Source organism: Tenacibaculum sp. (assembly GCF_048269885.1).
Classification (GTDB): Bacteria; Bacteroidota; Bacteroidia; order Flavobacteriales; family Flavobacteriaceae; genus Polaribacter.
The window spans coordinates 133,984-159,508 of record NZ_JBLWTZ010000007.1 but is presented as its reverse complement, the minus strand read 5'-3'; the positions used below and the strand labels follow the sequence as shown (position 1 = coordinate 159,508).

The following is a 25,525-nucleotide window of genomic DNA, read 5'->3' as shown; positions in this document are numbered from 1 at the left end:
ACATTAAATCGTAATTTTAAAATAGTTTAGTTTAAAAACAATACTAATACTGTCCTATTTAATAAAAATTTTAAGAATAATTAATAGCAGTTTTTTTTAAAAATTTCTATAGCAGGACAAATGTATTATATTCTTATAAGAAAAACATACAGTTTTAAAAATTATCTATAAAATAACCTCACCTATATGGTTTACCTTAATAAATAGGTCATTTTCAATAATAACTTTTTCTTTTGTAATGTCCCCTCAAAACCTACGTCTAAACTTCAAAATCGAAAATCATGCGAAATATCTTTTTACTGTTAAGTTTAGCTTTTTTTCTAAACTCTACCGCTCAAACCAACACTTTTGATGCGTTACTAAAAAAACATGTAAATACTAAAGGAAACGTTAACTATAAAGGGTTTAAACAAGACGAAACACAACTTAAAGCCTATTTAAATGAGTTAGCCAACACGAAACCACAAAAATCCTGGTCAGCTTCAAAAGCCAAAGCCTTTTGGGCTAATGCATATAATGCTTATACCATCAAATTGATTTTAGATAATTACCCTCTTAAAAGCATTATGAATATTAAAAAGAACGGTAAAAATGCTTGGGAAATACCTTTTGCTAAAGTTGGAGGAAAAACATACACCTTAAATCAAATTGAACACGAGATTTTACGTAAAAAATATAGTGACCCTAAAATTCATGTGGCCGTAAATTGCGCTTCAGTTTCTTGCCCTAAACTACCAAATTATGCATTTACAGAAAAAAATTATGAATCAAAAACTACTCTTTTAATGAAAAGGTTTATTAACGACTCCTCTAGAAATAAAATTTCAGAAAATAACGTTCTACTATCTAAAATATTCGAATGGTTCAAAGGAGATTTTACAAAAGAAGGAGACTTAATCAACTTTCTGAATCAATATTCAGATGTAAACATCAATCAAAAAGCTAAGATTGGTTATTTAAAATACGATTGGTCATTAAATGGGAAGTAATCTCATTACACTTTTGTATAACAGCAGTGAAAACAATTTGGTATTTTTACTTTTTTAATAGAAACAAAGAAGCATGTCAAAAACATATTACGATCCTGCCGACTTACGTAAGTTTGGCAAAATAACAGAGTGGAGTGAAGAACTTGGAAACAAGTTTTTTGATTATTACGGAAAAGTATTTGAGGATGGAGCTTTAACCGCACGTGAAAAAAGCTTAATCGCCTTGGCTGTTGCACATACTGAACAATGTCCTTATTGTATTGATGCCTATACCAAAGACGGATTACAGCGCGGCATTACCAAAGAAGAAATGATGGAAGCAATCCACGTTGGAGCCGCTATTAAAAGTGGAGCAACCTTAGTACACGGAGTTCAAATGATGAACAAAGTCAATAAATTAGAAATGTAAGCAGAGAACCAATTTTGATTGAAAGTACACTAGGAACTAGTCGAAGGATATTAAATACTAAAAATGATGAAAAGCTGAACTTATTTCAGCTTTATAGGAAGGATGATGAAAAAATCTTTAAAATCTAGAAATAACGATTTGGCAAACACGCAACGTCAGCTTGAAATCTTATCAAACGGAATTTTTGCTGATGGTGAATTGCCTACGTTTGCCCAAAAACTCAAAGAAACCAATCAGTTTCCATTGCGTCCTAAAAAATTAGAAATTCTTCAAATTAATTTAGGATATATGTGCAATCAAGTTTGCGCACATTGCCATGTAGATGCGGGTCCTGACCGAAAAGAAATCATGACCTTAGAAACCATGAAACAGTGTTTAGAAGTGATTCGAAAGACTGGAGCACATACCTTAGATTTAACGGGTGGCGCACCTGAAATGAATCCGAACTTTCGATGGTTTGTCGAAGAAGCTTCCAAAGCAGGAATTAAAGATTTTATTGTGCGCTCTAACTTAACAATCATCAGAGCGAATAAAAAATATTACGATTTACCCGAGTTCTTTAAAAAACACAATGTACATGTAGTTTCTTCTATGCCTCACTGGACGCGTGGAAAAACCGATAAACAACGTGGTGATGGTGTTTTCGATAAATCTATCGAAGCTTTAAAAATGTTAAATGCTGTAGGTTATGGAATTGAAGGAACTGGTTTACAACTAGATTTAGTCTACAATCCGTCAGGAGCTTTCTTACCAGGAGATCAGGTTGCCTTAGAAAACGATTTTAAAAAAGCTTTAGATGAAGATTTCGGAATCTCATTCAACAGTTTATTTGCCATTACCAATTTACCTATCAGTCGATTTTTAGATTATCTAATTGCTTCTGAAAACTACGAAGATTATATGTATTCGTTAGTAGACGCCTACAATCCGATGGCAGTAGAAAATGTAATGTGTACCAATACATTATCAGTAAGTTGGGACGGATATTTATACGATTGCGATTTCAATCAAATGCTAAATTTGAAAGTAGCTAGTAAGTCCCAACACATTTCTGAATACAACGAAGCATTGTTGCAAAACAGAAATATTATCATCAATCAACACTGTTATGGTTGTACTGCTGGTGCAGGAAGTAGTTGTCAAGGAACCGTAGCCTAGTTCAATGAATTAACGAAACAATGTAATAATGTAAAAGTAAAATAATGTCACATCGAGTGATTTTTCTGATATTTTGGAAGAAAAATTGTATCGAGATGTAATCACTTTAATTCTCTATAGATTTTATCAAACACCGTTGAATATCTTTAAACATGAAAAACCTCATCTTTCTCATATTTTTAGTATCCGTAAATTCTTTTTCGCAAAAAAACCTACAACAGTTATTGAAAAAATATAACACTGAAAGTGTTCCGTATATTTCTGTTAGTGAACTACAAAAAGAAAAGCCTTTCGACTCCGCTCAAGGTGACGGCATAATTATACTAGACGCTAGAGAACCCAAAGAGTTTGAAGTTAGTCATCTTAAAAACGCGATGTGTGTTGGCTATGATTTTTTCAACTTAGAAAATACCTTAGCAAAACTTCCGAAGAATAAAAACACTAAAATTATGGTGTATTGCTCGTTAGGTATTCGGTCAGAAGAGGTTGCTGAAAAATTACATAAAGAAGGTTACATCAACGTCTTTAACCTATATGGCGGGATCTTTGAGTGGAAAAACCAAGGAAACACAATCGTTAATCTACAAAACAACCCAACAGAAAAAGTCCATGCTTTCAATAAAGAATGGAGTAAATGGTTACATAAAGGAGAAAAGATTTATGAGTAAAAACTTATTATTAATCTTTACCAGAAACCCTGAATTAGGTAAAGTAAAAACACGTTTAGCTAAAACAATTGGAGACGAAGCTGCCTTAAATATTTATAAATTCTTATTAGCACACACAAAACAAGTCACCCAAAATTTATCTTGTGACAAAGCCGTATATTATTCAGTAAAAATTCGTGAAAATGATATTTGGGATGCTACCACATATCAAAAGCATCAACAAGAAGGAAGTGATTTAGGTATGCGAATGTACAATGCTTTTCAACAAGCATTTTCTTCTGGATATGAAAAAATTGTAATTATTGGTAGTGATTTACCTGATATAACTTCCAAACATATTAACGAAGCTTTTGAGAAACTCAACTCAAACGATGTCGTTATAGGACCAGCAGAAGATGGCGGTTATTACCTATTAGGCATGAAAAAACTCCATGCTACCGTTTTTCAACATAAAAACTGGGGAACCTCAACCGTTAGAAAAGATACCTTAAACGATTTACAAAACGAAACCGTACATTTGTTGGAAACCTTAAATGATGTAGATGTTTTTGACGATATCAAAAACATTCCTATATTCAATCAATTTTTAAACTAAGCATTATATCACCCTGAGCGCAGTCGAAGGGTCTTTTCAATATAAATTATGAAAAAACAACAACTACAGGAAACACAAGAATTTCTTCAACACAAAGGAATTACCCACCCAGAAATAGGAATTGTTTTAGGAACAGGGTTAGGAAAATTAGTTGATGAAATTAGCATTGAACAAGAAGTTTCGTATGCTGATATTCCACACTTTCCACAAGCAACTGTAGAGTTTCACTCCGGAAAGTTAATTTACGGAACCCTATCGGGTAAAAAAGTGGTGATTATGTCTGGGCGTTTTCATATGTACGAAGGATATAATTTATGGGAAGTAACCTATGGTATTAGAACCATGCACGCATTAGGTATTCAAACTTTGTTAGTTTCTAATGCTGCAGGTGCTATCAACCTTTCTTATAAAAAAGGAGATTTGATGTTATTAGAAGATCACTTGAATTTACAAGGAGGCTCTCCCCTTGCCTTTAAAGGAGCTAATGAATTTGGAAATATTTTTGCCGATATGCTAGAACCGTATTCAAAAAAATTAAACACTCAACTAAAAGCTATTGCCAAAGCGAGCGACATAGACCTGAAAGAAGGTGTATATGCAAGTGTTGTAGGTCCGCAATTGGAAACCAGAGCTGAATACAGAATGTTACAAATTTTAGAAGTAGATGCGGTGGGAATGAGCACGGTACCTGAAGTTATCGTGGCAAAACAACTCAATATTCCGTGTGCAGCCGTTTCTGTATTAACCGATGAGTGCGACCCTAAAAATTTACACCCTGTAAATATTAGCGAAATCATTGAAGTTGCCGGAAAAGCAGAGCCTAAAATGATTACGCTATTTAAAGAATTGATTACTAATTTATAGAAGCAAGACTATTATACTTAAGAATCAAGACAAACAATACAAGTTTTTATTCTTTTACCTAATAGCATAGCGGTCTTTTATCTTAAAAATATGAGTTACTTAGAAACCACCAAAAATGTATATAAAGAAGCAGCCTTAACCCCTGATGTTGGTTTATGCTGTACCACAAACCCTATTTGGGAGTTACCAGGATTAAAAATTCCAAAAATCATGCAAGAAATGAACTACGGATGTGGTTCTACCGTACATGCACGCGATTTAACCAACAATCCTAAAATATTATATGTAGGTGTGGGTGGCGGAATGGAATTGTTGCAGTTTGCGTATTTCTCACGTCAGAAAAACGGTGTGATAGGAATTGATGTGGTAGATGAAATGTTGGAAGCTTCTCAAAAGAATTTTTTGGAAGCCGAAGCGCAAAACGATTGGTTTAAAAGTGAGTTTGTCGATTTACGCAAAGGTGATGCTTTACACTTACCGGTAGAAGATAATTCGATTGATGTGGCTGCTCAAAACTGTTTGTTTAACATTTTTAAAGCTGAAGAACTGAAAAAAGCCATTGCTGAAATGTATCGCGTGTTAAAACCTCACGGGCGTTTGGTAATGAGTGATCCAACCTGTGAGCAACCTATGAACGAAACCTTACGTAACGACGAACGTTTGCGTGCCTTGTGTTTAAGTGGAAGTTTACCGATTGCGGAATATGTAAAGATGTTAACCGACGCTGGTTTTGGAACCATTGAAATTAGAGCGCGTAAACCATACAGAATTTTAGATCCTAAGAATTATCCTACGGATGAATTGATTTATATCGAATCGATTGAAGTAGCTGCTATTAAAGATCCGATGCCTGCTGACGGACCTTGTATTTTTACAGGAAAAGCTGCCATTTACTTTGGTAATGAAGACTATTTTGATGATGGCGAAGGACATACCTTATTAAAAAACCAACCTTTAGCGATTTGCGATAAAACAGCCGCAGCTTTAAAAGCGTTGGGAAGAGACGATATATTTTTCTCAGAATCTACCTATCATTACGACGGTGGTGGATGTTGTTAAACAACTAAAAAAGCCTTACAGGTTTTGAAACCTGTAAGGCTTTTTAGCTTTACGTTTCTCAAATACATTTACTTTTTCCAGTGTTATTTTGAGTTTTTTGTTTTCTTATTTTCTTTTTCAATTTCCTGAGAAGTTTCTTCTATTTGTGTTTCTAATTTGGCGATATCACTATTAATACTTCGCAGCCTCTCAGTATTTTTAGCAATTTTACCATTCATTTTTGCTAAAGTTTTAAGCAGTTTTTTCTTTCTCTTTTGTTGTTGCTTATTCAACTTCATGTCAGAACCTTGCAATAAACTGAGATCTTCTCTTGTGGCTGACAATTCGTTTTTAAGAGTACGAATCTTATACTCAATTTTTACTTTCTTCCCTTTAGCTTTCGCTAACTTTTGTTGATCTGTTTCATAGTTTCTTTGCAACATTCGCATCATTTGTTGTTGTTGCATCATCATCTGATGTTGCTGTGACACAATATTATTGATTTGAGCAGTACTGGGTGGACTCGGAAACCTCTGGGATAATACCACTACAGGGAATAACAACAAATAAATTAACAGTTTGTTTTTCATGTGATCATTAATTTTAAATAACCTGTACTTATCATTAAGAACAACGATAAAATAGCAGGTTTTTATTAGTACGATAATTTTTATTTTTCTTCAATCAACTTCTCCAATCGATTCACCTTTTCTAATAAGGCCTTTAAAACTTTATTCTCTTTATCAAGCTTTTCAATTCTTGCTTGTTGCCCCTTTAACAATTCAATCTCTTTGTTTTGAGATTGTAATTTCTTTTCTTGCGCAATCGTATACAAGGTTAACTCTTCTATTTTTTGAAGTAACTGAATTTGAAAACTACCAACATTAACACCATTTTGTTTCATTTCTTTAGCGGATGCTATTTCAGGTAGGTGTCTTTTTTCTTTTATGTGGTTTTCTACTGATTCTAAAGTTGGTAAGTTATAACTTTCTTCAAAAACAAAATCAGCAGTCGGGGTATTAGTTACCTTAATTTCTTTTGATTCAAACTTTCCATTTAATGCAGCGTTTCCATTATGTGAAATTTTTAAAAGATCTCCGTTTACATTATGAAAATTAAACCCTCTAACACTCGAACTATTTGTAAAGTTAACTCCGTCATCATTTACTCCAATATCTAAAGTGTAACCACTAGTGTTACTTCCTCTAAGGAAACTCAAAGCTTGTCCTCCATTTTGAATGTGTAATTTAGCTGCTGGACTAGAAGTTCCTATTCCTACATTACCATTTGGAAGAATTGTCATCCTATCAATTACTTTATCTAAAGTACTACTATTATAATCTTGGAGAGAAAAAACCATCTTTGGATTTACATATCCAGGATTAGAATTTGTATTTTCAATTCGAATATTTCCTGAATAGGAGTCAGAATCTTTTTCTCCAAAAATTAATTCTGCTTTATCTCCAGATGTTCTTGCATCCCCTGACTTTAGAATTTTAATCTGGCTGTTCACTGTTAATTGTTTATCAGGGCTTGTAATTCCAATTCCAACATTACCAGTAAATAATGCACTTTTATTACCCTCTATGGAAAAAGCAACATTACTATTCCCTGTCTGCCCCACTGGACCAGCCACAACAACAAAACGTCCTCCTTGTTCTGGAATATTATGTAATAACCATTTGGCTTCAGAACCATTTCCTCCGTAACTATAGAATCTAGACTTAATAGCTTGCCAGCTAATTCCCTTATAAAAATTATTCCCGTTAAAATAATTGTCTCCCTCTCCTGTCTGTGCTTTTATCGTAAGCACAAACCCTGTTATAGCAATAACAGTAATTTTAATTTTCGTTTTCATTTAAGAATGATTATAGTTTACTTTCCTTTAATATTTTTCTTACTAACTCTTTTAACTTCTCAATTTCATTTGCCTGTTGATTTAATAGCTCTTTATAATCCTTTAAATTTTCTTTCTGATTGTCCAACTTATTTTTCTGATTATTTATTTTCTTTTCTTGTTGAATTGTATACAAAGTTAGTTCTTCAATTTTCTGTAACAATTTAGCATCCATTGCTCCTAAATAAAAGCCATTTTTCTCTACTTCTTTCGCACTAGGTATGTCTTTTAAATGCCCTTTTTCTTTAATATGACTCTCTACCTCTTTTAAAGTGGGTAACTCATACTCTTTTTCAAAAACAAAATCTGACCAACCACTTCCTTCTACTTTTATTTCTCTTGCTCCAATAGAACCTTCTACAGCTAACTTATGAGATCCAGTAGTTGTGGTTCCTACACCAACGTTTCCATTAGTTTTTATAATCATTTTTTCAGTACCATTGGCAAACAAACTAAGATCTTTAGTTGACTGTGCACCTACAATCGTTTTACTTGCTTCCCAACTTAACAATCCATGATCCGCTGTATTCCCCCAAGTAAACACGCCATCTCCCCTAAATTTCATTCTATTATTTAATTGTAAAGTAGTCACACCTGAAGTTCCTGCATCTTTAATTTGTAGCTTGGCCTCTGGGTTTGTTGTGCCTATTCCAACATCACCATTTACAAAAAGTTTATTTCTTAAGTCTAATGTATTAGAGAACATCGTTTTAAATTGAATATCTCCTGTTTCGTAAAACACGCTTCCAGTACTCACTGGTAATGCTCCAGAGTTTAATACAAAGCCACTAGCTTTTCCTTCAATATTATGCAAATGAAGAGAACTACTTTGGCTTATAGCTCTATCAAAATAAGCTTCTAAATAATAGTAAGTATCGTCTTTTGTAATTCTAATTTGTTCAACATATCCATTTCTAACCCCTTTTACATCCATCAAAAAGCTTGTAGACCAATCTTTAAAAACATCAATAACTACTTCTTGAGGTGTATACGCTCCTCCGTTCAATGAAATTACAACACGTTCAGAACCCCTTTGCCCCAAAGTCCATTTTCCTACCTGAAACCATCCAGCATCAGAAGTTGTAAAGGTGGTATTTGATACAGACTGCGCCTTAATTTGAAAACAAAAGGATAAACACAGTAATAAAACTGATAATTTTTTCATAACATTTTTGGTTTTTACGTTTAAATCACAAAAATATCGTTTTTTTGGAGTTTGTTTATACTTGATATTAAATAAGTTTTACACCTATAATATTGGTCGTATTTTTACAATTTTACCAACTAATCATCGTTTAATGACACAATGAAAACACTCAAAGAAATACAACTTCAACTTAAAGAAAATAAGAAACTAACCCTTGTATTAAAATATATAACAGGAGTTGTACTGTTTGGAGTTCTTTTAGTAGTATTGTTATTCTCTTTAGTGTATTTTGAAGTGTTTGGTAAATTACCCAACAAAAAAGAATTAACCTCTGTCATAAACGAAGAAGCTTCTTTAATCTATTCATCAGACGAGGTAATTATCGGGAAAATATTTGCTGAGAATAGAACTAATGTTCAACTAACTCAAATTCCAAATCACTTAAAAAAAGCACTCATTGCTACAGAGGATAAGCGATTCTATTCCCATAACGGATACGATGGTCAAAGCTATGCGCGCGTTTTCTTTAGAAGTATTCTATTACAAGACGCCTCTGGAGGTGGTGGAAGTACAATTACACAACAACTAATTAAAAACCTCTACGGAAGGCAGTATCATGGATTTTTGAGCATGCCTATTAACAAAATTAAAGAACTCATCATTGCTAGTCGTATGGAGAAGTTATACAGTAAAGATGAAATATTGTTATTGTATTTGAATTCGGTTCCGTTTGGCGAAAATAGTTTCGGAGTAGAATCGGCTGCTAATCGATTTTTTAACAAATCAGTCAGTGAATTAAACATTGAAGAATCCGCAGTACTTGTAGGGATGCTAAAGGCTAACACCTATTACAATCCTAGATTGAATCCAGAAAATGCTAAAAAACGTCGAAACACGGTTCTTCAGTTAATGAATAGCGAAGCGTATTTAAACAATAAAGTTACTGATAGTTTACAAAAACTACCTATTACACTCAACTATCATAACCTTGATATCAACACAACGGCCGGTTATTTTACCTATCAGGTAAAGAAAAAAGCTGCTGAACTCATAAAAAAGAGCAATGAAACTTCTAACAGCAATTATAACTTAGAAACCGACGGTTTAAAAATTCATACGACGCTGAATTATGAGATTCAAAAAGTTGCGGAAAAAGCTGCTAAAGAGCAACTCATCGTCAAACAACAACAACTAGACAAAGAGTTAGCTTCAAACAGACTAAAAAGTAGATGGCTACAAAAGCAGCAATTCACAGAAAAGGATAAGCAAAATAGAACTATTCAACTATTTGATTGGGATAGTACAAAGACCATTACTGGTAATAAAATTGATAGCCTTTGGTATTATGATAAAATGCTAAATGCTTCTGTTTTGGTTACAAACCCGAAAAACGGAGCCGTAATTAGTTGGGTGGGTGGTAATAATTTTAACACGCTTCCTTTTGATATGGTGCTATCGCACCGCCAAATAGCCTCGGCATTTAAACCGTTTTTGTATGCTACAGCGTTGGAAAACGGAATTTCTCCTTGTGATTATTTTGAAAACGAAGAAAAAACCTATCCAGAATACGATAACTGGAAGCCACAAAATGCCGATCATAGCACTACTCCTGATAAAAAAGTTGCCATGTGGTATGCCTTAATTAAATCGATGAACATCCCTAGTGTAAATCTATATTTTAAATTAGAAAAGGAATGGTTAATCAACGCTTGTGAAAAGCTACTATTTCCAGAAATCACAAACAATGCTCCTTCTATTGCTTTAGGAACGTTAGATTTATCACTATTTGAAGCTACAAGAGCCTACGGTGCCTTTGCTAATAAAGGTGAAATGAATGACCTATATATGATTAACAAGATTACCGACAAAGAGGGAAATATCATTTATGAAAGTGAAAAACAAAAGGCAGAAAGAGTATTTACAGAAAAAAGTACGCAAACACTAAATACCATTTTACAACAAGCGGTAGAACAAGGAACAGGAGCCAGTATAAGAAGCAGGTATAAAATCAAAAGTCCGTTAGCCAGTAAAACAGGTACTGCTCAAAACTATACCAACGCTTGGTTTATGGCGTATACACCAAATATTGTTCTCGGAACTTGGGTAGGAACTTCTAAAAATGACATACATTTTACTAGCGGAAATGGTTCTGGTTCTTCTTTAGCCCTACCAATTGTTGCTAACATTCTAAAAGAAATTGAAAACAACCCTGAACTAAAGGAAAAATACTTAACCTCTTTTGATATTCCTGATGAAATTTCTTCGTCAATAGACTGTACTCCCTACAGAGAAAAAGGAATTAAAGGGTTTTTCAACAGACTTTTTGGAAAGAAAAAGGAATAAGTTTAATACTTTAAAAAGTTATACCTCTAATTCAACAGTTCATCCAAAAGAGTTTTTGTCTTATCAAAAGAAGGCCTCGGTGCTTCAGTTGTTACAATCTTACCTTGAGGATCAATCAAAATAAAACGAGGAATAGAAGTTACTGCGTAGGCATTCATAAAATCACTTTCAAATGATTTATCAGCAAATAATTGCACCCCTACTAGTGCTTTATCGTTTATCATATTTTTCCATGTATCCTTATCCTCTTTCTTATCTACAGAAATACTCACAAATACAATATTCTTATCATGATAACGCTTCTCTAATTCCTTCAGATAAGGAATCTGCTTAATACATGGTGTACACCAAGTTGCCCAAACATCAATGTAAACATACTTCCCTTTAAAACTCTCTAAACTAAACACTTTACCTCCTACATTCTCAAAACTAAACTCTGGTGAAGCATCTCCTACGTTTAATGCTTTTGAATTAATTATTTTCTCATATTTTTTTTCAACAGCTTCAATAAAAGGTTGGTGATTGGTAACCCTTTTAATAAGATCAAGATAATCTTTTGCACGATCCTCCTTGATTGTTATTTTAGAATAAAACCCATTCACTAAACTAATAGCTAATTCTTTTGATGGAACCCTGCGTAAAACATTTAACATTTCATCTACATTAGGGGCTGCATCTACACGTTTACTCCAAACAGAATTCACCAAATAACGATAGTATAACTGTTTTTTATAATCCTTATCATTATTGAGATTCACTTTTTTTATTGGCTCATAAAAATTCTCTGAAAGTATAATATCATCTCCTAAATAAAACTTATAATTTGATTTATAATTTTGAATATTAAGAAGTCTTTCATACTCTAATGATTTTTTTTCCTCTTTTACAAAAAATCTCTCAACATCATATTGAGACAATAAAGCTAAATGAGCATCTTTAATTTTCATTAAGTTTTTGAGATATACTGTTTCACCTACTTTATAAAAAGCTTCAAAATCTTTGGTTAGTTCTTCTTCTACTTCTGCTTTCTTAGCAAGGTATTTATTTCGTGTTGCTCCTTTACCTTTAAAAACAAGAGTTTCTTTAAAGTTTTTAGCATCAAAAAAAATACTCAACTCATCTTTAGGGTTAAGATAAATGTAAATGGTATTACGTCCATATTTAAGGAAATAATAACCTCCTTCTATTTCAGCAGAAATACTGAACTTACCATCAACATCAAGTTCAGTAAATGTTAATTTTTGATTATTAAGGTATGTAATAGTAATCGGATCAGATGAATGATTCTTTACTTGTCCTAAAATATTTACTTTTCCTGAATTTCCAATTGCAGATAAGCTAATAAAAACTGCAAAAAAAGTATGGATAAACTTACTCATTTGTGTTGGTAATTAATTACAAAAACGCGCTAAAGGTAACAATCTATTTCATTACTATACACCACAAAGACTAACAATTTTAACACATTGTAAGGATACACCTCCCTTAAGCAAACAAGGTAGCAAAAGCTTCTTCAATCTTACTTACTAAAATCAGTTTTATAGAATGGTTTTTACTGGTAATCTTGTTGTATTTTGAGGTTACAAAGGTTTTATAGCCTAGTTTTTCAGCTTCGGTAATGCGCTGATCTATTTTAGAAACAGGACGAATTTCACCTGCTAAACCTACTTCGGCTGCAAAACACACATCGGGATTGATGGCTAAATCTTGATTTGACGATAAAATCGCTGCTACTACTGCTAAATCTATTGCTGGGTCGTCTACATGAATTCCACCCGTAACATTTAAAAACACATCTTTTGCTCCTAACTTGAAACCCGCACGTTTTTCTAACACTGCTAAAATCATGTGCAGACGTTTTAGGTTATATCCTGTAGTAGTTCGTTGTGGCGTTCCGTAAACCGCTGTAGAAACCAAGGCTTGAATTTCGATCATCAACGGACGAATGCCTTCTAAAGTTGAAGCAATAGCTGTTCCGCTTAAATCGGCATCTTTTTTCGAGATTAAGATTTCTGAAGGATTGGATACTTCTCGCAATCCATCTGATAACATTTCGTAAATCCCTAACTCGGCAGTAGAGCCAAAACGGTTTTTTTGTGAACGTAAAATTCGGTAGGTATGATTTCGGTCTCCTTCAAATTGTAATACTACATCCACCATATGCTCTAAAATCTTAGGTCCCGCAATATGTCCTTCTTTGTTGATATGCCCAATTAACAATACTGGAGTAGCAGTTTCTTTCGCAAACTTTATCAATTCTGCTGAAGTCTCTCGTATTTGAGAAATACTTCCTGGTGACGCTTCAATTGTGTTTGTATGTAGGGTTTGAATAGAATCTATTACCAATACCTCTGGCTGAACTTCTTCAATATTTTTAAAAATTTGTTGGGTGTTGGTTTCTGTAAGAATTAAACAGTTAGGATTTTTTCCTTCGATACGTTCTGCTCGCATTTTTATCTGCGATTGACTTTCTTCTCCAGACACGTACAACACTTTTTGCGGAATTTGTAAAGCGATTTGTAACAACAAGGTTGATTTACCAATTCCTGGTTCCCCACCTAATAACACCACAGCACCTTTGACCAAACCACCTCCTAAAACCGTATCTAATTCTTGGTTTTTAGTACCAAAACGCTCTTCTGGATTCAGTTGAATATCTTCAACTCGTAAAGGTTTTGCGACTCTTTTTTGTGCGTTTGATGGCGATTTCCAATTTCTTTTTTCTTCTTTTTGAATGACTTCTTCAACAATAGTATTCCATTGTTTACAAGAGCCACATTGCCCCACCCACTGCGCATGTTGAGCTCCACAGTTTTGACAGAAAAAAGTTGTTTTGGTTTTTGCCATTCGATTTGTAAGATTTACTTACAAAGAAAAGAAAACTATTTGTTTTTATTGTAGATGGGTAAGAACAAAAACGCCAACCCTCCAAAGACAATAATCATTAACGTTTGTGAAGCCCACATTACGCTTCCAAAAGCAAGTGAAGTCTTTTCAGGCAATTCAAACAAAGCAAACGCACTAGCCACTGCAACAGGATACAAACCTAAACCTCCATTAGTAGCAGCTATACTAAAACCACCAGCTATAAAACCAACCAAAACAGCCCCAAAGGAAACATTTAGTCCTTCTATTGCAGGAATAGTAGCCCAAAACATAGCAATATACATTAACCAAATAAACACCGTATGGAAAATAAATGCCCATTTGTTTTCCATTTTAAATATACTAGAAACGCCTTCAGATAAACTTAAAATGAAGTTTTTAATTTTCAACCCAATTCCAGACTGCGCCTTTTTTACAAGCCGTGTAAAAACTACAAATGCTATAACTAAAGCCCCTAAAAGAATTCCTATTTTAATAGGGTCGAAATTCTTTGTTAGTAATTCAAAAATAAAATCAAATTGTACAAAGAGTGTGATTACTATAATGCTTAGCATCATAATTAAATCTGCCATTCGTTCAGCCACAATGGTTCCAAAACCTTTTTCAAACGGAATATTTTCATAGTTAGTCATCACCGCTGCACGTGATACTTCTCCTGCCCTAGGAATTGTCAAATTAACTAAATAACCTACCAAAACCGCAAGTGTGCTATTTACAAATTTCGGGTAATAACCTATCGGATTTAATAAAAACTTCCAACGGTAGGCGCGGGATAAATGGCTTAAAACCCCAAAAAACAATCCTAAAACTATCCACCAATAGTTCGCATTTTTAAAGTATTCTAGTAAGTCTTTTGGTGGTATTATGGTAAACATATACCAAACTAAAATACCTCCCAAAATGAGAGGTAATCCTATTTTTGTAATTTTTTTGACTGATAAACTCAAACTATTCTAGCAAGTTGTTTTCTTCGTTAGGAAATACTAATTGTGGTTTAAACTTTTTGGCTTCTTCTAACTCCATAAAAGCATATACAATTAAGATAAGTACATCTCCTTTTTGAACCCTACGAGCTGCTGCTCCGTTCAATGTAATTTCTCCACTCTTTCTTGGCCCTGGAATTGCATAAGTTTCTAAACGCTCTCCATTATTGTTATTCACAATCTGTACACGCTCACCTTCAATAATTCCAGCAGCATCCATTAAATCTTCATCAATGGTGATACTTCCTATATAGTTTAAATCCGCATTAGTTACTTTAACACGGTGTATTTTAGATTTTACTACTTGTACTAACATGCTGCAAAAATAATTGTTTTTTAATGAATACTAGGTTGTTTTTTGATGATTTTAACATTATTACAAACCTCCTTCTAAACCTTAAACACTAAGTTTTTAATTATTCTTTAAACGAATATTATCAATTAAGCGAATATCTCCAGCAAAAACAGCGATAAAGGCACGATACTTTGTATTTTCTTTAATCTCTGTTACCGTTTGTAATGTTTTTTCATCTGCTATGGTAAAATATTCTAACTCAAATAACGGATGTTTTTTAAATTGTTGTTCTACCCATTTGGTTAATTCTTCTGGACTATTTGCTCCAAATTTCTTTTTCGCCTTTTTCAATGTCTTATAAATAAATGGCGCTGTCTCTCTATGTTCTTTACTTAAACGAGTATTTCTAGAACTCATTGCCAATCCATCTTCTTCTCTAAAAATGGGTCTTCCTTTAATTTTTACAGGAAGTTTGTATTTCTCTACTAATTTTTTAATAATTTGCAGTTGCTGAAAATCTTTTTTACCAAAATAAGCGGTATTTGGTTCCACTATTTCAAATAGTGCTTTTACAATCGTTCCTACTCCATCAAAATGACCGTCTCTAAACTTTCCTTCCATTTGATGTTCTAATCCATCGAAATCAAACTTTTCAGAAGTTACATTTTCGGCGTATATTTCTTCTACTGAAGGAAAGAATAACACATCACAATCTACAGATTCCAACAACGCTACATCACTTTCGTACGTTTTAGGGTATTTCTCTAAATCTTCTTTATTATCAAACTGTGTAGGGTTTACAAAGACACTAACCACTGCAATATCATTCTTTTTTTTGGCTCTTTTAATAAGCGATAAATGCCCTTGATGCAGAGCTCCCATAGTTGGGACAAACCCGATGGACTTTTTATCCTTTTTTTGGGTGGATAAAAACTCTTTTATTTCGGATTTTCTTGTGAAAATTTTCATTGTTATTTAATTGAAATGCATGCAAAATTAGCAATTTAACACGATTTTTGCATTAAATTTCGTATTTTTGCACCTTCAATAAAAGAGACCGATTTAATGAAGGATAAGAGAATTTTATATGTTTCATCAGAGGTAACACCATATTTACCAGAAACAGAATTATCGTCTACCGCATTTAACGTTGCTAAAAATGCACATTCTAAAGGAATTCAAACCCGTATATTCATGCCTCGATTTGGGGTGATTAATGAGCGAAGGCATCAGTTACATGAGGTTATTCGTTTATCGGGTATGAACTTAATTATTAACGACATGGACATGCCTTTGATAATTAAAGTTGCTTCGATTCCTAAAGAAAGAATGCAAGTGTATTTTATTGATAACGATGAATATTTTAAGCGTAAAGCTGTATATTCTGACGAAGATGATGCGTTATTTGATGATAATGATGAACGTATGATTTTCTTCGCCAAAGGTGTTGTTGAAACTGTTAAAAAGCTGAATTGGGCTCCTGACATTATTCATGTTCATGGGTGGATGGCTTCATTACTTCCTTTGTATTTAAGAGAATTTTATAAAGAAGAGCCATTGTTTGCTGAAAGCAAGATTGTAACTTCGCTTTACAATAGTGATATTGAAGACTTGAATAAAGAGTTAGCTAACAAAGTTCGCTTTGATAAAGTTGACGATTCTAAAGTAGCAACAATTGAAACACCAAGTCATATTAATATTTTAAAAAGCGCTATTGAAAATTCAGATGCTATCATAAAAGGTAGCGAGGTTTTACCTGAAGAAATTGAGGCTTTCATGGATGAAAGTGATGTGAAGATCTTAGACTTTCAATCGGAGGAAACTTTAACTGAAGCATATTTAGAATTTTATAAAGAGAACGTTTTAGAATTAAGCGAATAATGATTAGAAAAATTGGTGTACTTGGTATTAGCTTGCTATGTTTAGCAACTATTACGTCTTGTGAAAAAGATTTTAGTGAGATTGGAACGAATGTTGTTAACAACGATAAATTCGAAACTGGAGAAATCTTATTGGATGTTGAAATAACTCCAATAGATATAGAAAGCGTACAAGCTGACAATATCAATGCTAACATTAATGAGTATTGGTTAGGTGTATATAACAACCTTAATGCAGAAAAAATTGAGGCTTCAATAATTTCTCAAATTGGATATGTTATAAACCTTAATAATAAGGATACTGATACCACTGCATTTAACCTTGATAAGGTGGTCTTAAAAATCCCATACCAAGCAACCTCGACAGGAACAACTGACGGCGTAACTAGTTTTAAATTAGACTCTGTTTTAGGCAATCCTAATATTGCAACTTCTATTCAAGTTTTACAAAATGAAACTTACTTAAATATATTAAACCCTAGTGATCCTTCTAAAAGAAACACTTTTCTTTCTAATAATGACTACTTAGGCAACAATGTATTGAATGACGGAGGAGGGGCATACGAATTAAAACCTAAGGCTACTGATACTCTGTTTATTTTTGATAGAATTGATAGGTCTACTTCATTGACAAGTACTGATACATATAAAGATACCATTAGAGCTTCAAACTCACAAAACCTTAAAGTTCCGTTTTTGGCAATTCCGTTAGATTTTGACAAAATGAAAGATTTATTTTGGGATAAATTCGAAGCTCCAGAATTCGCATCTAAAGAAGCTTTTGATGATTATTTTAGAGGAATTAAGATACTTGCTACAGGAAGTGACGGATCTATGGTTCCTCTCGATTTAGCTTCTGTAAGTCCAACACCCTCTATAGATTTCTTATACACTAAATCTAGTATGGACGGTGCTACAATTAAAAAAACTACAAAAGGGGTATTTCGCTTCCCTTTATCTGGAATAAGGAATAGTTATTATAAAATGACTCCTGCTACTAACCCAGCTCCTGCTAATAACTTCGTTATTCAAGGAACTGCTGGTAGCATGGCTGAAGTTAAAATCTTAGACGAATCAAAAGTTCAAGAATTAAAAAGTAACAATTGGTTAATTAATGATGCATCACTTACTTTCTACATAAACCAAACAATTAACAGTGATGCTAATACGACTCCTCAACAATTATTTTTATATCAAAATAAGGAGAACGAAACAGGAGGTATTTCATCTACACAGTTAACAGATGCATATGTTGACCCTAGCTCTTATGGTGGTGGTTTACAGAAAACAGATGATGATGCTCCTGAAAAATATACCTTTAGAATTACCGATTATATATCAAAACTGTTATCTGGAGGAGAAAACATAACGACTGATCCATTGGTTTTAAAAGTTTATAATCCTACAGATTCACCTGTAAATAATAATATTTTAACAACATCAGTTAAATCTTATAATTGGAATCCTAGGGCAGTAACTTTATTCAACGGAAACGAAGCTGCAAATGGAACTAAAAGAGCGGTTTTAAAAATATCATATTCAAAAGAAAAATAAGAAATTGTTATGTGTGGAATCACAGGATATATTGGACATAGAGAGGCGTACCCGATTGTAATTAACGGATTAAAACGCTTAGAGTATAGAGGTTATGATAGTGCCGGTATTATGATGTATGATGGCGAAACGATGCATTTATCAAAAACCAAAGGAAAGGTCTCTGACTTAGAGGTAATTACAAACAAAGAAGAGGAAAGAAAAAAAGGACAAATAGGTATTGGTCACACTCGTTGGGCAACTCATGGTGTTCCTAACGACGTAAACTCTCATCCTCATTTTTCTCAATCTGGCAACCTGGTAATTGTTCATAATGGTATTATTGAGAACTATGACACTATTAAAAAAGAATTAGCCTCAAGAGGTTATGTTTTTAAAAGTGATACCGATACAGAAGTATTGGTAAATCTTATTGAAGAAGTTAAAAAAAGTGAAGGATGCAAATTGGGTAAAGCTGTTCAGTTAGCATTAACCAATGTAATTGGTGCTTATGCTATTACTGTCTTTGACAAAACCAAACCAAATGAATTAGTGGTCGCTCGTTTAGGGAGTCCAATTGCCATTGGGGTTGGAAAAAACAACGAAGAGTTTTTTGTCGCTTCAGATGCTTCTCCTTTTATTGAATATACAAAAGATGCTATTTACCTTGAAGATGGTGAGTTGGCAATTATCAAAAAAAACAAAGGAATAAAGGTTCGTAAAATTGAAAACGACAAAGAGATTGATGCGAATATTCAAAAACTACAGTTAAGCTTAGAACAAATTGAAAAAGGTGGTTACGATCACTTTATGTTGAAAGAGATATATGAACAACCTAAAGCTATTATAGACACCTACAGAGGTCGAATGTTAGCTAACGAAGGCATTATAAAAATGGCTGGTGTTGATGATAACATGTCTAAATTTTTAAATGCAGACAGAATCATTATTGTAGCTTGTGGTACTTCATGGCACGCAGGTTTAGTTGGAGAATATCTTTTCGAAGATATGGCTCGTATTCCTGTTGAAGTTGAATACGCTTCAGAGTTTAGGTATCGAAATCCTATCATAACTGCAAAAGATGTAGTAATTGCTATTTCTCAATCTGGAGAAACCGCCGACACTTTAGCTGCCATAAAGTTAGCTAAATCTAAAGGAGCTTTTGTTTTTGGAGTTTGCAATGTAGTAGGTTCTTCTATCGCAAGAGAAACACATGCTGGTGCTTACACCCATGCTGGTCCAGAAATTGGGGTTGCTTCAACCAAAGCATTTACAACGCAAATCACAGTACTTTCTTTAATAGCTTTAAAATTAGCGCAGGCAAAAGGAACTTTAGCTACATCTGCGGTAAATACTTATTTACAAACGATGCAGCAAATTCCTGCTCAAGTAGAGAATTTATTGAAAATAGATGCTCAGGTGAAAGAAATAGCTGCTGTTTATAAAGACGCTAAAAACTGTTTATATTTAGGTAGAGGATTTAATTTCCCTGTAGCTTTAGAAGGTGCATTGAAATTAAAAGAAATTTCTTATATCCATGCTGAAGGCTATCCTGCTGCTGAAATGAAACACGGACCGATTGCCTTAATTGATGAAAACATGCCTGTTTTTGTGATTGCGACAAGTAGAGGACATTACGAAAAAGTAGTAAGTAATATTCAAGAAATTAAGTCTAGAAGTGGAAAAATAGTCGCAATCGTTACTGAAGGTGACGAAACAGTGAAAGAAATAGCCGACCATGTAATTGAAGTTCCAGATACAGAAGAAGCTTTTTCTCCTTTATTAACCACCATTCCTCTTCAATTGCTATCATATCACATAGCGGTAATGTTGGGCAAAAATGTTGATCAACCAAGAAATTTAGCAAAATCAGTTACCGTTGAGTAATAATTGCTTTTATTTAAAATACAAATCCTGAGAAATTTCTCAGGATTTTTTTTATTCCTCTTTTTCAAGCGTAATATAAACAGGAAAATGATCAGAGAAACCTCCTTTATAAAAAGGCCCTATAAAGGTTCTAAATGGACTTCCTTCATACTTCCCTTTGTATATTTTTAACCAATCTTTATTATAAACTTTAGCATGTAAAAAACTATGCTTACTTTTTCCTAAATCAAAAAAATCCCTAGAAAATATAATTTGATCAAACAAATGCCATTCTTTATAGTGGGTAGTTGTTCCAATTCCCATATCATATAAGGATTTCATAGGGTTATACAAGTCGTCGGACATTAAGTACTCTGCTATACTTTTACTAATCGGATTATCATTAAAATCTCCCATGACAATAAATTTAGCCCCTCTCTCTTCCTCCTTGATTGCATCCATAACACTTCGTGTTAATTGCGCTGCTTTTATTCTATTCTTTTCCGTTTCCATTACTCCTTCTCTACGTGAAGGCCAATGATTGATTAAAACGTATATTATTTCATCATTAAACCTTCCTTTAACCACCAATAAATCGCGTGTATAATCTACCTCTCCATCATCATTTGTTAACAAAAGTGAGTGTGTTTTAGAGCATAGTATTTCAAAGAAGTCTTTATTATACATCAAGGCAACGTCTATACCTCTTTCATCAGGAGAATCATAATGAACATAATCATAATTAAACTTTGATAAATTTTGATGCTGTACTAAATCCTTAACAACATTGGCATTTTCCACTTCTACCAAACCAACTATAATTGGTGGATATGCTGATTGATTTTTTCCTAATTGACTAACTACAGATGTAATTTTTCTAAGTTTATGACTGTATTTATCCCTGTTCCATTTTAATTTACCATTTGGTGTAAAATCATTATCATAAGTATGGGGATTATCAACTGTGTCAAATAAGTTTTCCACATTATAAAAAGCAATTGTGTACCTATTTTTTCTCTTGTTTCTTATCATTTAGAAAATATTTGTTTTTCGAAAATACGAAAATGAAGGACGTTATCTAACATAAAGCTAACCTTTATGATTAATGATTTGGACTAAATTTTAAAAACAACCTTATTGATTTTCATAAAAATTATTGAATTGTTTAATAACTTCCTAAAGAAGAAAAGTAATAATGAAAAAATAGTCAATATTAATAAGATGTAAAATCGCTTACACCCTTCTATATGTTTTACTTTAAAACAATATTTTATTAACGAATAAAAACTACCTAAACAACTCATTTACAATACTTTTACACTGTTATTTTTTAACACAAAAACTTAAACAAAACCCTAAACTTCTAAAAAATGAAAAAGTTATTCGTATTCGTGTTTGTTACTCTGATGAGTACCTCAGTATTTTCAATAAACGAAAATCCTGCTAAGAAACAAATTAGAACAAAAATTATCGAACTATTAGGAAACCCAAATTTCATCCTTGATAAGGAAGTAAAAACTACTGTAGAGTTTTTAATAAACAAAAACGGTGAAATAGTTATTTTAAATGTGAACTGTGATACTGAGCAAGTTTGCAACTATGTAAAAAACAGACTGAATTATAAATTAATTAATAAAGAGTTAACGGTAAAGAACCATATTTATAAAATGCCTTTAACTATACAGAAAAGCAGTAATTAGTCATTACCTACGATCATCCCCTAATAAAAAAAGCCTCATAGAATTCTATGAGGCTTTGATATGACTATTCGGTAAATTATACAACTCCTTGGTCAAGCATTGCATCTGCAACCTTAACAAAACCAGCAATATTTGCTCCTTTTACATAATCAACATACCCACCTTCTTGTGTACCATACTTTACACAAGCTTCGTGAATGTTATTCATAATAGAATGTAACTTAGTATCTACTTCTTCACGAGTCCAAGACAAACGTAAAGAGTTTTGAGACATCTCTAAACCAGATGTTGCTACACCTCCTGCGTTTGAAGCTTTTCCAGGTGCAAATAAGATTTTTGCATTTTGGAATACTTCAATAGCCTCAGGAGTTGATGGCATATTGGCTCCTTCTGCCACACAGATACATCCGTTTTCAACTAATGCCTTCGCTTCTTCTCCATTTAACTCATTTTGAGTTGCACATGGTAAAGCTACATCACACTTGGTTCCCCAAGGTCTTTCTCCTTTAAAGAATTTTGCTGATGGATATTTCTCTACATATTCGTGAATTCTTCCACGTTTTACATTTTTTAACTCTTGTACAAAAGCTAATTTTTCAGCATCAATACCCTCTTCATCGTAAATATACCCTGAAGAATCAGATAAAGTAACCACTTTAGCTCCTAATTGAGTTGCTTTTTCAGTAGCATACTGCGCTACATTACCAGAACCAGAAACAACTACAGTTTTACCCTCGAAAGAATCTCCTTTAGTTTTTAACATGTTTTCAGCAAAGTACACATCTCCATAACCTGTCGCTTCAGGACGAATTAATGAACCTCCCCAAGAAGCTCCTTTACCAGTTAATACTCCGGTAAATTCGTTACGCAAACGCTTGTATTGACCAAACATGTAACCAATTTCACGACCTCCAACACCAATATCTCCAGCAGGAACATCAGTATCAGGACCAATATGACGTGCTAATTCAGTCATGAATGATTGACAAAAAGCCATTACTTCACGATCAGACTTTCCTTTAGGGTTGAAATCAGATCCTCCTTTACCTCCACCCATTGGTAAGGTAGTTAATGAGTTTTTGAATACTTGCTCAAATCCTAAAAACTTTAAGATTGATAAGTTTACTGAAGGATGAAAACGTAATCCTCCTTTATAAGGACCAATAGCTGAGTTAAACTCAACTCTATACCCTCTATTTACTTGAGTTTCTCCGTTATCGTCAACCCAAGGTACTCTAAACATAATAGTACGTTCAGGTTCCACCATACGCTCAAGTAATTTCTTATCTTGATATTTTGGATTATTTTCTATAAACGGAATTACTGTTTCTGCTACTTCATGTACAGCTTGCAAAAACTCTGGTTCATATGTATTACGCTCTTTTACGTAATCCATAAATGCTTGTATCTTAGATTCCATAAACTTAGTTGTTGTTCTGTTATTTTATAATATTAACAATTTTACTATGCAAATATAATTATTTTACGATTCGTTAATTTCTATTTTACTGTTTATTTCCCTTATTTTATTGGTGTTTTTGCAAACACTCTTAAAAGTCCTTTTTTTTACACAAAAAAACGTAAATTTGCACCTTAACTTTTGGAAAGATTATGTTAGACAAAGTAAAAGAATTGATTGGAGAGGTAAATGCTTTTAACACCACTTCAAAAGAAGAAATTGAAACCTTTAGAATTAAATATTTAGGAAGCAAAGGAATTTTAAAAGAGTTGTTTGCTGAGTTTAAAAATGTACCTAACGACCAAAAGAAAGAATTTGGGCAAACCATTAATTTACTTAAAAATTCTGCTGAAGAAAAGGTAAACACTTTAAAAGAGGCTATAGAAAATGCTGTTGAAGAAAAGGGTGTTTATGGTGATTTAACGCGTCCGTCAGAACCAATTAACTTAGGTTCACGCCACCCGATTTCTTTAGTGAAAAATCAAATTATCGAAGTGTTTAACCGTATTGGTTTTACCGTTTCTGAAGGACCAGAAATTGAAGATGATTGGCATAACTTTACTGCTTTAAACTTACCAGAATATCACCCAGCACGTGATATGCAGGATACTTTCTTTATTGAAAAGAATCCTGATACCTTACTAAGAACACATACCTCATCAGTTCAGGTACGTTATATGGAGAACAACGAACCTCCAATTCGTACCATTTCTCCAGGGCGTGTCTTTAGAAATGAAGATATTTCTGCTCGTGCACACTGTATATTCCATCAAGTAGAGGGATTGTATATTGATACTGATGTTTCTTTTGCTGACTTAAAACAAACCTTATTATACTTTACCAAAGAAATGTTTGGTAAATCTAAAATACGTTTACGTCCGTCATATTTCCCATTTACTGAGCCAAGTGCTGAAGTAGATATTTATTGGGGATTAGAAACTGAAACCGACTACAGAATTACCAAAGGTACAGGTTGGTTAGAAATTATGGGATGTGGTATGGTAGACCCAAATGTATTAAAGAACTGTAATATCGATCCAACTAAATATAGCGGATATGCCTTTGGAATGGGTATTGAGCGTATTGCCATGTTGTTATACCAAATTCCAGATATTCGTATGTTCTACGAAAATGACAAACGTTTCTTAGAGCAGTTTAAATCTGTAATTTAATAGCAGAGCGATAGCCAAGGGTATTGAGATTTGATTTAAATGCTAAGACGTATATCCTTTAAACATCTCGTAAGCTTCCCCCTATTTAATTGATTTTTAAATAAATTCAAACAATATAAAAGACGAAAGCACTCAACTTTCGTCTTTCCTTTTAAAGAAACATTCAATGAAAAAAGATATTGAAATTCCTAAAGTAACCGATGTAGAAATCGCTGTAGTTTTAGAAACCAATGAAATCGACGGTAAAGAGGATTGGAATGTATACATTCTTAACAAGAAAGATGTCGATTTAGAAATGGTCGTTATTGTTTCTCAAGGATTCTCAGACACTAAAACTACTTCTGTTTTCCGAAGAAAAATAGATAAATTACCTGCAAACAGCTATCAAAAATTTGAATTGATGCAACCTGAATTGTTCGATTTAGACAACCGTTTTCAGGTGACCTTTTTTGAAAACAATAGATTACATGATAAGACCTTTATTTTTCAAGCAGAAACTATTCAAGAAGGTTTTTTAAGAGATATTGAGTTCTTAGGAAAAAGAGGAATTGTTTGTAAGTAAAAATTCACAAAAGAACGATAGTTGTTAATTCGCAGCTATCGTTCTTTTGTTTATACTCACTTTTAGTACTTTCGCTTAAAA

24 protein-coding genes are annotated in these 25,525 nt (G+C 33.2%); 14 read left to right on the top strand and 10 right to left on the bottom strand.

Features of this window, described 5'->3' with window-relative positions; translation table 11 throughout:
• The first annotated feature begins 281 nt into the window (after positions 1–281).
• The 7 genes from ACN0WY_RS07500 to arsM all read left to right on the top strand — a co-directional run bounded on the left by ACN0WY_RS07500 (position 282) and on the right by arsM (position 5,742).
• Positions 282–989, top strand: coding sequence for a DUF547 domain-containing protein (locus ACN0WY_RS07500; protein WP_417799974.1), 708 nt, complete (start codon positions 282–284; stop codon positions 987–989).
• A 73-nt stretch (positions 990–1,062) separates the two neighbouring features.
• Positions 1,063–1,398 carry an arsenosugar biosynthesis-associated peroxidase-like protein gene (locus ACN0WY_RS07495; protein WP_330487894.1) on the top strand — a complete coding sequence of 112 codons (336 nt, stop codon included), beginning with the start codon at positions 1,063–1,065 and terminating at the stop codon, positions 1,396–1,398.
• 102 nt (positions 1,399–1,500) lie between these two features.
• Positions 1,501–2,556, top strand: coding sequence for an arsenosugar biosynthesis radical SAM (seleno)protein ArsS (gene arsS, locus ACN0WY_RS07490; RefSeq protein WP_417799973.1), 1,056 nt, complete (start codon positions 1,501–1,503; stop codon positions 2,554–2,556).
• 224 nt (positions 2,557–2,780) lie between these two features.
• Entirely contained in the window at positions 2,781–3,224 is a 444-nt protein-coding gene (locus tag ACN0WY_RS07485) for a rhodanese-like domain-containing protein (protein WP_417799972.1), read from the top strand.
• On the top strand, positions 3,217–3,819 hold the full coding sequence (locus tag ACN0WY_RS07480) for a TIGR04282 family arsenosugar biosynthesis glycosyltransferase (RefSeq protein ID WP_417799971.1): 603 nt from the start codon (positions 3,217–3,219) through the stop codon (positions 3,817–3,819). The genes ACN0WY_RS07485 and ACN0WY_RS07480 overlap by 8 nt, the downstream gene beginning before the upstream one ends.
• Before the next feature lie 48 nt (positions 3,820–3,867).
• Entirely contained in the window at positions 3,868–4,683 is an 816-nt protein-coding gene (locus ACN0WY_RS07475) for a purine-nucleoside phosphorylase (RefSeq protein ID WP_417799970.1), read from the top strand.
• Between the two features lie 90 nt (positions 4,684–4,773).
• Positions 4,774–5,742: an arsenosugar biosynthesis arsenite methyltransferase ArsM gene (arsM, locus tag ACN0WY_RS07470; RefSeq protein WP_417799969.1), complete on the top strand. Its 969-nt coding sequence runs from the start codon at positions 4,774–4,776 to the stop codon at positions 5,740–5,742.
• Between the two features lie 83 nt (positions 5,743–5,825).
• On the opposite strand, the gene ACN0WY_RS07465 is transcribed toward arsM, so the two are convergent.
• From ACN0WY_RS07465 to ACN0WY_RS07455, 3 genes are all read right to left on the bottom strand, one after another.
• The gene (locus tag ACN0WY_RS07465; RefSeq protein WP_417799968.1) at positions 5,826–6,311 is read right to left on the bottom strand and encodes a hypothetical protein; all 486 of its coding nucleotides are present in this window, start codon (positions 6,309–6,311) and stop codon (positions 5,826–5,828) included.
• Between the two features lie 80 nt (positions 6,312–6,391).
• The gene (locus ACN0WY_RS07460) at positions 6,392–7,579 is read right to left on the bottom strand and encodes a hypothetical protein (protein ID WP_417799967.1); all 1,188 of its coding nucleotides are present in this window, start codon (positions 7,577–7,579) and stop codon (positions 6,392–6,394) included.
• Between the two features lie 10 nt (positions 7,580–7,589).
• Complete coding sequence (locus tag ACN0WY_RS07455) at positions 7,590–8,783, bottom strand: hypothetical protein (protein WP_417799966.1); 1,194 nt, start codon at positions 8,781–8,783, stop codon at positions 7,590–7,592.
• 141 nt (positions 8,784–8,924) lie between these two features.
• On the opposite strand from ACN0WY_RS07455, the gene ACN0WY_RS07450 reads away from it, so the two are divergent.
• Positions 8,925–11,108: a transglycosylase domain-containing protein gene (locus ACN0WY_RS07450; RefSeq protein ID WP_417799965.1), complete on the top strand. Its 2,184-nt coding sequence runs from the start codon at positions 8,925–8,927 to the stop codon at positions 11,106–11,108.
• Between the two features lie 26 nt (positions 11,109–11,134).
• Here the strand turns inward: ACN0WY_RS07450 and ACN0WY_RS07445 are convergent, their stop codons facing one another.
• The 5 genes from ACN0WY_RS07445 to panC all read right to left on the bottom strand — a co-directional run bounded on the left by ACN0WY_RS07445 (position 11,135) and on the right by panC (position 16,241).
• Positions 11,135–12,487, bottom strand: coding sequence for a TlpA family protein disulfide reductase (locus tag ACN0WY_RS07445; RefSeq protein WP_417799964.1), 1,353 nt, complete (start codon positions 12,485–12,487; stop codon positions 11,135–11,137).
• 106 nt (positions 12,488–12,593) lie between these two features.
• Positions 12,594–13,955 (bottom strand): DNA repair protein RadA, encoded by a 1,362-nt coding sequence (radA, locus tag ACN0WY_RS07440; protein ID WP_417799963.1) that lies wholly within the window; start codon positions 13,953–13,955, stop codon positions 12,594–12,596.
• Between the two features lie 35 nt (positions 13,956–13,990).
• Positions 13,991–14,941, bottom strand: coding sequence for a lysylphosphatidylglycerol synthase transmembrane domain-containing protein (locus ACN0WY_RS07435; protein ID WP_417799962.1), 951 nt, complete (start codon positions 14,939–14,941; stop codon positions 13,991–13,993).
• A 1-nt stretch (position 14,942) separates the two neighbouring features.
• Positions 14,943–15,293 (bottom strand): aspartate 1-decarboxylase, encoded by a 351-nt coding sequence (gene panD / locus ACN0WY_RS07430; RefSeq protein ID WP_028891458.1) that lies wholly within the window; start codon positions 15,291–15,293, stop codon positions 14,943–14,945.
• Between the two features lie 96 nt (positions 15,294–15,389).
• Positions 15,390–16,241 carry a pantoate--beta-alanine ligase gene (gene panC, locus ACN0WY_RS07425; protein WP_330487881.1) on the bottom strand — a complete coding sequence of 284 codons (852 nt, stop codon included), beginning with the start codon at positions 16,239–16,241 and terminating at the stop codon, positions 15,390–15,392.
• Between the two features lie 96 nt (positions 16,242–16,337).
• Here panC and ACN0WY_RS07420 point away from each other — a divergent pair, with 96 nt between their 5' ends.
• The 3 genes from ACN0WY_RS07420 to glmS are packed head-to-tail and all read left to right on the top strand — an operon-like array spanning position 16,338 to position 20,572.
• Positions 16,338–17,153, top strand: coding sequence for a glycogen/starch synthase (locus ACN0WY_RS07420; RefSeq protein WP_330487880.1), 816 nt, complete (start codon positions 16,338–16,340; stop codon positions 17,151–17,153).
• Entirely contained in the window at positions 17,153–18,706 is a 1,554-nt protein-coding gene (locus ACN0WY_RS07415; protein ID WP_417799961.1) for a DUF4270 family protein, read from the top strand. Before ACN0WY_RS07420 ends, ACN0WY_RS07415 begins: the two co-directional genes overlap by 1 nt.
• 9 nt (positions 18,707–18,715) lie before the next feature.
• Positions 18,716–20,572 carry a glutamine--fructose-6-phosphate transaminase (isomerizing) gene (gene glmS, locus ACN0WY_RS07410; protein ID WP_417799960.1) on the top strand — a complete coding sequence of 619 codons (1,857 nt, stop codon included), beginning with the start codon at positions 18,716–18,718 and terminating at the stop codon, positions 20,570–20,572.
• 51 nt (positions 20,573–20,623) lie between these two features.
• Here glmS and ACN0WY_RS07405 read toward each other — a convergent pair whose 3' ends face one another.
• Complete coding sequence (locus ACN0WY_RS07405; RefSeq protein WP_330487877.1) at positions 20,624–21,583, bottom strand: endonuclease/exonuclease/phosphatase family protein; 960 nt, start codon at positions 21,581–21,583, stop codon at positions 20,624–20,626.
• 338 nt (positions 21,584–21,921) lie between these two features.
• On the opposite strand from ACN0WY_RS07405, the gene ACN0WY_RS07400 reads away from it, so the two are divergent.
• On the top strand, positions 21,922–22,251 hold the full coding sequence (locus tag ACN0WY_RS07400; RefSeq protein ID WP_330487876.1) for a hypothetical protein: 330 nt from the start codon (positions 21,922–21,924) through the stop codon (positions 22,249–22,251).
• 76 nt (positions 22,252–22,327) lie between these two features.
• Here the strand turns inward: ACN0WY_RS07400 and gdhA are convergent, their stop codons facing one another.
• On the bottom strand, positions 22,328–23,671 hold the full coding sequence (gdhA, locus tag ACN0WY_RS07395) for an NADP-specific glutamate dehydrogenase (protein ID WP_417799959.1): 1,344 nt from the start codon (positions 23,669–23,671) through the stop codon (positions 22,328–22,330).
• A gap of 191 nt (positions 23,672–23,862) precedes the next feature.
• Between gdhA and pheS the strand changes: the two genes are divergently transcribed.
• On the top strand, positions 23,863–24,882 hold the full coding sequence (gene pheS, locus ACN0WY_RS07390; RefSeq protein ID WP_330487874.1) for a phenylalanine--tRNA ligase subunit alpha: 1,020 nt from the start codon (positions 23,863–23,865) through the stop codon (positions 24,880–24,882).
• Between the two features lie 166 nt (positions 24,883–25,048).
• On the top strand, positions 25,049–25,444 hold the full coding sequence (locus ACN0WY_RS07385; RefSeq protein WP_330487873.1) for a hypothetical protein: 396 nt from the start codon (positions 25,049–25,051) through the stop codon (positions 25,442–25,444).
• Positions 25,445–25,525: the final 81 nt, after the last annotated feature.